Source organism: Pelagibacterium sp., from assembly GCF_965249125.1.
Taxonomy (GTDB): Bacteria; Pseudomonadota; Alphaproteobacteria; order Rhizobiales; family Devosiaceae; genus Pelagibacterium.
Genome location: NZ_OZ252217.1, coordinates 671,525 through 682,970 on the forward strand (window position 1 = coordinate 671,525; position 11,446 = coordinate 682,970).

Annotated in this window: 11 protein-coding genes; 5 read left to right on the plus strand and 6 right to left on the minus strand. The window is 63.1% G+C overall.

From position 1 onward, the window contains the following. Positions 1–41: 41 nt before the first annotated feature. Positions 42–1,316 carry a glycerate kinase type-2 family protein gene (locus ACP148_RS03395; RefSeq protein WP_421951189.1) on the plus strand — a complete coding sequence of 425 codons (1,275 nt, stop codon included), beginning with the start codon at positions 42–44 and terminating at the stop codon, positions 1,314–1,316. Here the strand turns inward: ACP148_RS03395 and ACP148_RS03400 are convergent. Then, positions 1,291–1,848 (minus strand): LuxR C-terminal-related transcriptional regulator, encoded by a 558-nt coding sequence (locus tag ACP148_RS03400; RefSeq protein ID WP_421951190.1) that lies wholly within the window; start codon positions 1,846–1,848, stop codon positions 1,291–1,293. The genes ACP148_RS03395 and ACP148_RS03400 overlap by 26 nt on opposite strands. Positions 1,849–1,930: 82 nt before the next feature. Between ACP148_RS03400 and ACP148_RS03405 the strand changes: the two genes are divergently transcribed. Both ACP148_RS03405 and ACP148_RS03410 read left to right on the plus strand, forming a co-directional pair. Next, positions 1,931–3,106: an acetyl-CoA C-acetyltransferase gene (locus ACP148_RS03405; protein ID WP_421951191.1), complete on the plus strand. Its 1,176-nt coding sequence runs from the start codon at positions 1,931–1,933 to the stop codon at positions 3,104–3,106. Positions 3,107–3,364: 258 nt separating this feature from the next. Further along, entirely contained in the window at positions 3,365–5,326 is a 1,962-nt protein-coding gene (locus tag ACP148_RS03410; protein WP_421951192.1) for an acetoacetate--CoA ligase, read from the plus strand. Between the two features lie 9 nt (positions 5,327–5,335). On the opposite strand, the gene ACP148_RS03415 is transcribed toward ACP148_RS03410, so the two are convergent. The 4 genes from ACP148_RS03415 to ACP148_RS03430 are packed head-to-tail and all read right to left on the minus strand — an operon-like array spanning position 5,336 to position 9,331. Beyond that, complete coding sequence (locus tag ACP148_RS03415) at positions 5,336–6,481, minus strand: metal ABC transporter permease (protein WP_421951193.1); 1,146 nt, start codon at positions 6,479–6,481, stop codon at positions 5,336–5,338. Beyond that, complete coding sequence (locus ACP148_RS03420; protein ID WP_421951194.1) at positions 6,478–7,599, minus strand: metal ABC transporter permease; 1,122 nt, start codon at positions 7,597–7,599, stop codon at positions 6,478–6,480. Before ACP148_RS03420 ends, ACP148_RS03415 begins: the two co-directional genes overlap by 4 nt. A 2-nt stretch (positions 7,600–7,601) precedes the next feature. Then, positions 7,602–8,387, minus strand: a complete 786-nt coding sequence (locus ACP148_RS03425) for a metal ABC transporter ATP-binding protein (RefSeq protein WP_421951195.1) — start codon at positions 8,385–8,387, stop codon at positions 7,602–7,604. Beyond that, a complete protein-coding gene (locus ACP148_RS03430) occupies positions 8,372–9,331 on the minus strand; it encodes a metal ABC transporter solute-binding protein, Zn/Mn family (protein ID WP_421951196.1) in 960 nt (319 codons plus the stop codon). The genes ACP148_RS03425 and ACP148_RS03430 overlap by 16 nt, the downstream gene beginning before the upstream one ends. Before the next feature lie 224 nt (positions 9,332–9,555). On the opposite strand from ACP148_RS03430, the gene ACP148_RS03435 reads away from it, so the two are divergent. Together ACP148_RS03435 and ACP148_RS03440 are read left to right on the plus strand one after the other, a co-directional pair. Then, positions 9,556–10,035, plus strand: a complete 480-nt coding sequence (locus tag ACP148_RS03435) for a DUF1801 domain-containing protein (RefSeq protein ID WP_421951197.1) — start codon at positions 9,556–9,558, stop codon at positions 10,033–10,035. A gap of 19 nt (positions 10,036–10,054) precedes the next feature. Beyond that, complete coding sequence (locus ACP148_RS03440; protein WP_421951198.1) at positions 10,055–10,450, plus strand: (R)-mandelonitrile lyase; 396 nt, start codon at positions 10,055–10,057, stop codon at positions 10,448–10,450. Here ACP148_RS03440 and ACP148_RS03445 read toward each other — a convergent pair. Next, the gene (locus ACP148_RS03445) at positions 10,447–11,418 is read right to left on the minus strand and encodes an alpha/beta hydrolase fold domain-containing protein (RefSeq protein WP_421951199.1); all 972 of its coding nucleotides are present in this window, start codon (positions 11,416–11,418) and stop codon (positions 10,447–10,449) included. The two genes, ACP148_RS03440 and ACP148_RS03445, sit on opposite strands and share 4 nt — an antisense overlap. Positions 11,419–11,446 lie beyond the last annotated feature (28 nt).

The window sequence follows — 11,446 nt, forward strand, 5'->3', positions numbered from 1 at the left end:
ATAGGGCAAATCCCTTGTACTGACGCAAGCTGGGGTGCTTCATGACGGTTTCCGATCCGCGCGGTTTTCTGAGCGATTTATTCGATTGCGCGGTCAAGGCCGCAGATCCGCATGGAGCGCTGGCCTCTCATCTGCCCGAACGGCCGAAGGGCCGTACCATTGTGGTCGGAGCCGGCAAGGCGGCCAGCGCAATGGCCGGTGCTCTGGAGTCCCTGTGGACGGGCCCGCTCGAGGGCATTGTCATCGACAGGCACGGCAAAATCAGCCCGACGCGTCACATCAAGGTCTTGCAAGCGTCCCATCCGGTTCCCGATATGGCCGGGCTTGAAGGGTCGAAGGCGGTGCTGGACGCTGTGCGGGGGTTGAGTGCCGACGATCTGGTTATCGCTTTGATCTCGGGCGGCGGATCATCGCTTCTCCCTCTGCCCGGTGGCGAACTGGAATTTGAGGACGAGATTGCCGTTAACCGGGTTCTGCTCAATTCCGGCGCGCCGATCGGGGCGATGAATGTGGTGCGCAAGCATGTTTCGGGAATAAAGGGCGGGCGGCTGGCCAAGGCGGCGGCGCCGGCACGGGTGGTTTCGCTTATCGTTTCCGATGTGGCGGGGGACGAGGCGGCGCGCGTTGCGTCCGGCCCTACGATAGCGAGCCGTTCGACGCCCGGCGATGCGCTTGAAATAATCGAGCACTACAAAATGGACATGCCGCCGCGCGTCCTTGAGCACCTGCGCTCGCCGGCCGCCGAGGCTCCCGCTCCAGACGACCCCGATTTCGCCCGCAACAGCTTCTCGGTTATCGCCTCGGCGCGGCTCGCGCTTGAAGCGGCCGCTCAAAGAGCGCGGGAACTCGGCGTTCCTGCCGTCATATTGTCGGACTCCATTGAAGGAGAGGCGCGTGACATCGCGCTGATGCACGGCGCTATGTCGCGGGAGATTCGCCGCTTCGGGCGCCCGTTCGCAAAACCGGTGGTTATGCTGTCCGGCGGTGAAACCACGGTCAGCATGGCCGGCGGACCCTATGGCCGAGGTGGACGCAACACAGAATTTCTCCTTGCCTTTGCAAGGACAATTCAAGGCGCCGATGGGATCGATGCGCTGGCGGCCGATACCGACGGGATCGATGGATCGGAAGACAATGCGGGGGCCTTTGCCGATGGGGGCAGTTTTGCGCGCATGCGCGCGGCTGGCCTCAACCCCGAAAAGATGCTGGCGGGCCACGATGCGTGGAGCGGGTTCGCGGCCATCGGTGATCTGTTCATGACCGGGCCGACCGGGACGAACGTCAATGATTTCAGGGCGATCCTTGTCCAGTCGTGACAAACCAGCCGACGAGTTCGGCGGTGTTTTTCAGGCCCAATTGACGCGTCATGCGATAGCGGTGGGTCTCGACGCTGCGCGGTGAAAGGCCGAGTTCAATGGCGATTTCGGCGTTGGTCTTGCCCTGGGCGACCAGGGTCAGGATCTGGTTCTGGCGCGGTGTAAGGGCCTGACGGTCGACATCGACCGGGCGGGGAACCGGATCAAAACAATAGACGGCCCGGGCGAAAGGGTCGCTTGAGATCATGGACTTGCCGCGCGCGCGGCACCAGAACCGGGTTCCGTCGCGATGGGCCATGATGCGCTCGTCGGTATAGGTACGGCCGCCGGAAAAATTGGTACGCCAGAGGTCCCCGACCATCACGAAATCATCCACGCCAGGATAGAGGATCTTAAAGCTCCGGTCGGTCAACTCTTCCGGCAAGTATCCGAAAAGACTGGCAAAAGCGGAATTGACCTGTCGGATGATCCGATGGGTCGCATAGACCATTGGGACCGGCAGGTCTTCGAGGGCGAACTGCGATTTGCTCATATCCATGACGTATAAATACGTCTTCAGGGACCCGGTGTACACCCGGTAAAGTGACGCATTACGCCCAATGGAGGAGACCATCATGGCGCCCCAAATCCACATCGCCGCCGCGCGGCGCACGCCGATAGGTTCGCTCAATGGCAGTCTGGCCGCTCTTGCCGCTCACGAATTGGGCGCGACCGCGGCAAAGGCGGCTATCGCCGATGCGGGACTTTCGCCCGAGCATATCGGGGAAGCGATCATGGGGCAGGTGCTGACCGCGGCGGCAGGGATGAACCCGGCGCGCCAGATGGCTCGGCTGGCCGGCTTGCCCGATGCGGCGACCGCGTTCGTGGTCAATCAGGTTTGCGGATCGGGCCTGCGGGCGGTTGCATTGGGCGCCCAGCAGATCGGACTGGGCGATGCCGATATCGTCCTGGCCGGCGGGCAGGAATCGATGAGCCAGGCCCCCCACGCCGTCCATCTGCGCTCAGGGACCAAACTGGGTGATGTCAGCTTTATCGATACGGTGATGAGCGACGGGCTGACCGACGCATTCGGGAAAATGGCCATGGGGGTGACGGCGGAAAATGTCGTGCGCCAATGCGGGCTGACCCGCCAACAGCAGGATCAATTTTCGCTCCGCTCGCAACAGCGGGCCTCGGCGGCGCAAAGGGAAGGGAAATTTGCCGCTGAGATCGTGCCGGTCACCATTGCCGGGCGCAAGGGTGAGACTATTGTCGATCAGGACGAATTTATCCGGCACGATGCCAGTATCGAAAGCATGGAAAAGCTGCGCCCGGCCTTTGAAAAGGACGGCACCGTCACGGCGGCCAATTCCTCGGGGATAAATGACGGGGCGGCCGCGCTGGTTTTGATGTCGGATGCGGCACTCAAGGACCACGGCGCGACATCGCTGGCGCGGATCGTGAGTTGGGCGACTGCCGGACTCGATCCCAATGTCATGGGGCTGGGACCGATCCCCGCCTCGCGCAAGGCGCTGGCCAAGGCTGGATGGAGCATTGGAGACGTCGATTTGTGGGAAGCCAATGAGGCGTTCGCCGCCCAAAGCCTTGCTGTGGTTGGCGAACTCGGCATCGACCCCGAACGGGTCAACGTCAATGGTGGCGCCATTGCCCTGGGCCATCCCATCGGCGCCTCGGGCGCGCGGGTTCTGGTGACGCTGCTGCATGAGATGGCGCGGCGGGACGTAAGGCGCGGTGTGGCCACGCTGTGCATCGGCGGCGGCATGGGCATAGCGATGTGCGTGGAGCGGTAGTCATGCCGTACGTTGAAGCGCCGTGGACGGGAGTTCCGACGCTGCCGGTTACTGGGTCCCGGGTCTTCGCCCGGGATGACAATGGTGGATGGGCCGGTGTTTGGGGGATCAGTTCGAGAGCGTGGGTACCTGGCCCGGTCGTGCCCTTCCACCATTGTCACCCCGGCCACCGAGCCGGGGTCCAGTACACTCGGTTCGTAAGGTGTGAGCACAGAGCCCACTGCTCCGGTTACCGGAATGGTTTGAGGGAGGGAGATAATGTCTGGATCCAATGACGCAGGGATCGGCGAGATTGTCTGGGAGGCCGATGCGGCCCGGAAGGCAGGCTCGGCCCTGTGGCGGTTCGCCGAGGCAACAGGCCATGCGCACGGCGCAGATCCGTCCGACTATGCAGCGCTGCTCGACTGGTCGATCCGCGAACCGGCCGCGTTCCATGAAGCACTCTGGGATTTTCTGTCCATTGTCGGGGACAAGGGCGAAGCCGCCTTCGTTGCCGGCCAAACCATTCGCGACGCGAAATTTTACCCCGGCGCGCGGCTCAATTATGCCGAAAACCTCCTGACCCGGCGCGACGAGGGCGTAGCGATCATCGCCCATCGCGATGACGGCACGCGTCGCGAGATCAGTTGGGGTGCGCTTTACGACCGGGTCTCACAGGTCGAGCAGGCGTTGCGGGCCGAAGGCGTGGCCCAAGGCGATCGGGTGGGCGCCATCGTCACCCACGACATCGAAGCCATCGTCTTTTATCTGGCGAGTGCTGCCATCGGGGCGATCTGGTCGTCCTGTTCGCCCGATTTCGGACCGGCCGGAGCCAGCGACAGGCTGGGGCAGATCGACCCGAAGGTGCTCGTTGCAGTGCCCGGCTATGGCTATGCGGGCAAGGCCATCGATGTTTCCGCCACCATCCGTGCAGTCGCCGAGACGACCAAGCTCAACAAAATCGTGCTGCTCGGAGCGGTCCCCGAAACCCTTGCGGACCTCGATTGCTTGGCGCTCGAGGCCTGGATCGCTCCATTTGCGCCGCAGGAGATCGCCTTCAACCGCATGGAATTTTCCGCGCCGCTGGCCATCCTTTATTCCTCGGGCACGACCGGCAAACCCAAATGCATCGTCCATTCTGGTGCCGGGCTTTTGATCCAGCACAAAAAGGAGCAGATGCTCCATTGCGACATCAGGGAAGGCGAGCGGTTCTTCTATTTCACCACCTGCGGGTGGATGATGTGGAACTGGCAGGTATCCGGCCTGGCGCTGGGGGCGACGCTCGTCACCTATGACGGCAATCCGTTCTACCCCGAGCCGGGAAGGCTGATCGATCTGATCGATGAGGACCAAATCGCTGTTTTCGGCACCAGCGCCAAATACATCGACGCCTGCGCCAAGGCGGGGCTGAAACCGAAAGACACGCACCGGTTCGAAAGGTTAAGGCTGATCCTGTCGACCGGGTCGCCGCTGATCGCGCCGAGTTTCGACTATATCCATGCTGACTGGAAATCGGACGTCCATCTGGCCTCGATTTCGGGCGGCACCGACATCTGTGCTTGCTTTATCGGCGGCAATCCGCTGTTGCCCGTGCGGCGCGGGGAACTGCAATGCGCGCTTTTGGGCATGGATCTGGATACGCTCGATGATGAGGGGCGGCCGATTTCAGGCGTGCCGGGAGAATTTGTCTGCCGCAACGCCCATCTTTCGATGCCCGTTTCGTTTTGGGGCGATACCGACGGGTCGCGCTACACGGAAGCTTATTTCTCGCGCTTCCCCGGTATCTGGGCGCATGGCGATTTCGTCGAGAAGCGGCCCTCGGGCGGGTTCATCATCCATGGGCGCTCAGACACCACGCTCAATCCGGGTGGGGTGCGCATCGGGACAGCCGAGATCTACCGGCAGGTGGAGACCATCGCGGCGGTCCAGGAAGCCATTGCCGTGGGCCAGGACATTGATGGCGACCAGCGGGTGATCCTGTTCGTCAAGCTGCGCGACGGGCAGGCGCTCGATGCGGCGCTCGAAACGGAAATCCGCAAACGCATTCGCTCGGGCGCCAGCCCGCGCCACGTGCCCGCCAAGATCATAGCCGTCACGGCGATCCCCCGAACCCGTTCGGGCAAGATTTCCGAGATCGCCGTGCGCGACGTTATTCACGGCAGGCCCGTGAAGAATACCACGGCGCTGGCCAATCCTGAGGCGCTGGAGCTGTACCGGAACCTTGAGGCGTTGCGGGCATAGCCGCCCGGCTCACCCCGCCCGCGCCCAGGGTTCGAGCACCTCGCGGGCGGCGTTTCGGCCTTTTTCGGTGAGGATGAGGCGGTCGCCTGAACGGGTGACGAGACCGTCGGCGAGGGATTTGGCCAGGATGGCGTCGGATTTGGACCGGCCCCAATGGAGATGGTCTCGCAGGGCAGCGGCGACGTTTTCCTCTTTGGCCTGGGGGTCGTCCTCGTGGTTGAACAGATGCACGGCCAGCGTGCGCGCCGCGTTTTCGGCGACGCGAGCCCGGCGGCGGGCGCCCTGGGCGATCAGGCCGTAGCGTGGGCCGAAGGCGAGGGCGGCGACAAAGCATGCGCCGGTCATAACCGCCATCATGCCGCCGATCGACACGTTGAACCAGACGGCCAGCCAGTACCCGGCAATCGCGGAAACGACGGCGATGGCGGCGCCATAGGCCAGCATGAGCGAGAGGCGATCGGTCAGGAGATAGGCGGCCGAAGGCGGCACGATCACGAAGGCGATGAACAGGATGGCGCCAACCGAATCGAACGCCGCGACCGCGGTCCCCGAGAGCAGCGCCAGAAGCGCGTATGACAGAAGCACCGGGGCAAAGCCCAGCGCCTTGGCCAGCGCGGCATCGAAGGTTGCGAGCTTTAATTCCTTGAACAGCAGCGTGACGAAGGCGAGGTTGAGAAGGGCCATCACGCCCATCCAGACAACCGCTTGCGGCACGAGATAGCCGCCGATTTCATAGGTATCGAGCCAGACGAAACCGATCTCGCCCAACAGCACTGTGTGCTGGTCGATATGGGCGTCGCGGGCGTAGATGTTGATAAGCAAGACGCCAATGGAAAACAGGGCCGGGAAAACCAGCCCGATGGCGGCGTCGGCCTTGACGCGGCGGGTGGCGGTCAGGAGCTCGGTCAGCGCCACCGTAAGCAATCCGGTCAGCGCCGCGCCGATGATCTGAACGGGGCCGCTGGCCTGGCCGGTCAGCATCCACACGATGATGATGCCGAAGACAATGGAATGGGAAATGGCGTCCGAAAGCATCGAGGCGCCGCGCAGGATGAGGAAGGTGCCCAAGAGCGATGCCGCGACGCCGACCAGCGCGCCGGTGAGCATGATCATCGCATCGGGGGAATTGAAGAATGCGGACAGCATGGCGGTCATTGGCCCGCCCCTTCGAGATTGGCGCGGGCCTCGGTGAGGCCGGTTTCGGTCAAGATCCAGTGGGGCGTGGGCTCAGGGTGGTGATGGGTGACGGCGACCAGCCCGCGCGATTGCAGCCGCTTGAGCGCGGAAGCGGTGCCGGTGCCGTGATAGGCGTCGAGCATGGCCTGTTCAGCGGGATAGCCAGGGTCGTTGTGCTCGGCGGCCAGGCGATAGAGCGTTGCGAGGACCCGGCGGCCGCGCAGGCTCTTGCTGTTTTCGCGCTGGCGCAGGGCGGCGGCAACCAATCCGCGCTCGGGAGCGAATAACAGCGATATGATCACGATGGCCGAAACGGCGAGGACGATCAATGGCCCGGTGGCCAGACCCCGCCCGGTGGCGCTGACAAGTGCGCCGAACACGCCCGAAATCATGCCGAACAGGGCGGCAAGGCCGACCATGGTGCCCAGCCGGTTTGTCCATTGGCGCGCCGCGACGGCGGGGGCGATGATCATGGCCGCCATCAGAACGACGCCGACCATCTGCAACCCGATCACCACGGCAAGCGCGATCATCGTGGTCAGGCCCGCCTCGAGCGCAAGGACCGGCAGGCCCAGCGTTCTGCCATAGCTCGGATCGAAGGTGATAAGCTTGAATTCTTTCCAGAACAGGGCGACCAGCGCCAGCGCCACAAGGGCGATGGCGCCCATGACGTAGAGATCGGAGCGCAGGATGGCGGCGGCCTGACCGAACAGGAAGGATTCAAGTCCGCCCTGGGCCGCGTTGCCTGCGTTCTGGATGAAGGTCAAAAGGACGACGCCGAGGGCAAAAAAGATCGAAAGCACGATGCCAAGGCTCGCATCGGTCTTGAGGCGGGTGGTGCGGCTGAGGCCGAGGACAATCAGCGCAGCCAGCGCGCCGGTGATCAGCGCACCGACCAGAATGGCAGGAAGGCTCCGCGTTCCGGCAATGAGGAACCCCAGGCAAATGCCGGGCAGGGCGGCGTGCGAGAGCGTGTCGCCGAGCAGCGACTGGCGCCGCAACACCGCGAAACTGCCCAGCACGCCCGAAACGATGCCGAGCAGGGCGGCACCGATCAGAACGTTCTGGATCGTGTAGTCGGAGAGAAGGGCAAACATGATCAGTCGGTGGTTTCTAGCGTGGCGTCGCGGTCGATCAGCGCGATCTGGCCGCCATAGGCCTTGCGCAGGTTTTCTGAGGTATAGACATCGGAGATCGGACCCTGGGCGATGACGCGGACGTTCATAATCACCATCCAGTCGAAATAATCGCGGACGGTCTGGAGGTCGTGGTGGACAACGATCACCGTCTTGCCGTCGTCGCGCAGGGCGTGGAGGATCTTGACGATGGCCCGCTCCGTCGTGGCGTCCACACCGGCCATGGGCTCGTCGAGAAAATAGACATCGGCATCCTGAATCAGTGCCCGGGCGATGAACACGCGCTGCTGTTGGCCACCGGAAAGCTGGCTGATCTGGCGGTCGGCGAAGTCCTTCATCCCCACGCGGGCAAGCGCTGCGAGGGCGCGTTCGTGTTCGGCGCGGCCGGGGCGGCGCAACCATCCGAGCTGACCGTAAAGCCCCATGGTCACCACATCGAGCGCCGTGGTGGGGAAATCCCAATCGACGCTGGAGCGCTGGGGGACATAGCCGACCTTGCGGCGCTGGTCGGCATAGGGGCGGCCATGGATGGTGACATGGCCGGCGGTGGCTTTGACCAGATCGAGGATCGATTTGATGAGCGTGGATTTGCCCGCGCCGTTGGGTCCGACGATTGCGGCCATGACGCCGGGCGGGATGTCGAAATCGATGTCCCAGAGCACCGGCTTTGACTGATAGGAGACAGTAAGGTCCTCCACATGCACGGCGAGGCCGGGTTCGTGGAGATCCGGGGTTATTCGATCGACCATCGGGCAGCCCAATCTGCAAGTGCTTCGGGAAGTGGTGCGGGGGTGCCGCCCAGCGCCGTGGCGATGGCGGCGGTGTTGGAATGGATCATGCCGATATAGGTTCCGCCCGCGGTATCGGGGTCGCCCATGGCGTCGGAAAACAACTGCCCACCGATTTCGACCGGTTGACCGGCCTGGTTGGCCGCCTCGACGACGGCCTGAATGGTGCGCGGGTTGATTGTGGATTCAACGAAAATCGCGGGCACCTGGCGCTCGACGATCAGGTCGGCGGTTTGGCGTATGTCCGCGATTGCAGCTTCGGACTGCGTGGATATCCCCTGAATCCCCGCCACCTCGATATCGTAGGCGCGGCCATAATAGGCGAAAGCGTCGTGGGCGGTGACGAGGATACGCTGGGTCTGGGGGATCGAGCCGATGGTTTGCGCCGCCCATTCGTGGAGCGCGGTGAGTTCGGCCACATAGTTTTCGGCATTGCCCACAATGGTGGCAGCGCAATCGGGAGCGCTCTCCGAGAGTTGGGCGGCCATCACCGGCACGATATTGGCCCAGAGCGAAACGTCCATCCAAAGGTGCGGGTCGACGCCATAGGCGTCGTCGGTGGTGATCAGGTCTTCGCGTGCGATGCCCGCCTCGGAGACAGCCAGCGTGAGCACACGCTCGGCGTAACGGGCAAAGACATCGCCAAGCTGACCTTCCAGCCCGTAGCCGGAATAAAGGATAAGATCGGCCCGGTTGAGCGTCTGCACGTCGCGGGCGGTGGCCCGATAGAGGTGCGGGTCGATGCCCGGCCCCATCATTGTCTCAACGGCGATGCAATCGCCGCCCAGCGTTTTGGCGATATCGCCAATCATTCCGACGGTGGCGACGACTGAAACCGGTTCCTGGGCGATGGCGCCAAAAGGGGCGAGGGAAAGGGTGGCAAGGAGGAAGGGTCGGGAAAGCATGGAGGCCACTATTGCATATTGAAGCGAATATGCAATTGAATATGACAATCATTCGCAATGAGTCAATTGCAAATGAGAATGATTTGCAACTTGGCTTTGCTGCGGGCCTGCGCGCAACGGGAGCGGTGGGGCGGAGCTGCTGGCCAGCCGGTGAGGGTAATGGTCTGGATTTCTCTGTTTGTTTTCTGGCAGTGGGGTATGGTTCTGGACTTGGAGGGATGCGTATGACCAGAAACCAGATGGCAGGATTTGTTGGCCGATTTCCACGCACGGTTCACGGGCACACCATGAGCGCGCCCGCCATGCCCGCCGAGGTGGCGCTGGCGCTGTCACGCTATCCCGTACGGGTCCGGGAGCAATTGCTCGATATTCGCCTCATGATCTTTGCGACTGCATCGGCAACCGCGGGCGTGGGAGCCTTGAGCGAAACGCTTAAATGGGGCGAGCCTGCTTATCTGACCGAACAGACCCGTTCAGGCACGACAATCCGGCTGGGCGTATCGAAACTGGCGCCGGACAGGGGCGCTGTGTTTTTCAACTGCCGGACAAATCTCGTCGAGAACTTCAGAACCCATTTCGCCGACACATTCGACTTTTTGGGCAACAGGGCGCTCATCGTTCCCGCTTCGGTGCGGCTCGAAGAAACGCCGCTATCGTTGTGTCTGCGCATGGCGTTGACGTATCATCGTCGGGACAACGCATAAGACCTGGGAAGGATCGGGCGTGGAAATCATCAGGGCAGGCTCGACAGCATCCGGAAAAGGACCGGCGGATTGGTTTACGGGCACGGTGCGCATCGACCCGCTATTCAACCGGTTCGATTCCGAGCGCGTTCAGGGAGCGGCGGTGACGTTCGAGCCGGGCGCGCGGACGGCGTGGCACACGCATCCGCTCGGTCAGACGCTTATCGTTACGTCCGGCGCCGGACGAGTGCAGCGGTGGGACGGTCCTATCGAGGAGATCGGGCCCGGCGACGTCGTGTGGTTCGCGCCGGGGGAAAAGCACTGGCACGGCGCGGCGCCTGAGACGGCGATGACCCATATCGCGGTTCAGGAGGTCAAGGACGGCAGGGCGGTCGACTGGATGGAGCACGTGTCCGACGCGCAGTATGGCAGCTAGGCGCGGGCGTGGAGCCTTTCCCTGAGCCAGGCCGCTCCATCGTCCAGCGCTTGGCCCGCCAACGCCGAAACCGACACGGCTTCGAGAAACGAATGGACCGAGCCGGGATAGATGCCGCCGGCGACGGAAATGCCTGCTGCTTCCAGGTTCGATTTGAGGGCAAGGTTTTCGTCGCGGAGGATGTCGAGGTCGGTGATGGTCATGAAGGTGGGGGGCAGGTCCGTAAGGTCGGCCAGGATGGGGCTGACGAAAGGGTCGGTACGCTGGCCGGGCTCGCGAATGTAGTTGGACCAGAGTGTTTTCATTTCAACCCCGCCGAGCAGATAGCGGCCATCGGCGAAAAGCCGATGACTTTCGGACCGCATGCGCGCATCGAAGGCGCCGTAATTGAGCAGCAGGCCGCACAGCGCATCGCCATAATTGCTTTCCCGAAGGGTGAGCGCCGTGGCAAGAGCCAGATTGGCGCCCGCCGAATCCCCGCCAATGGCCAATTTGGTCGGATCGATGCCCCAGTCCTCGCCGCGATTGGCAAGAAGACGCACCAGATCGGCCAGCAGGGTGAGCTGGTTGGGAAACCGCGTTTCGGGAGCCAGCGGGTATTCGACGCCGATCACGGTGATGCCTGCACGCGATGCGTATTCGCGCATCAGGCGGTCATGGGTGTCGAGGCTGAAAAAGGTCCAGCCGCCACCATGGAGATAGATCAGCGCCGGAAGCGGGCCGGGGGCGGGCATGTGGATGCGGACCCGCATCTGGCTTATGACCCTGTTGACCGAACGGTAAAGGATCGGGCCACCCCTGGCCCAAGGCGCGCGCACGGCCTCGGCAACCCGGCGTCGGCTTTCGTTGTTCAGGGTTGGAAAGGAGGGAAAACGGCCATAGGCGGCCGTTATGTCGTCAACAAAGGCGACGAGTCCGGGGTCGAGCCCTTCGGCAAGCCGGGGGTCGGGATTGGAACCGTTTGGCATAAAGCTACTGGCACAGGGCAAATCAAAA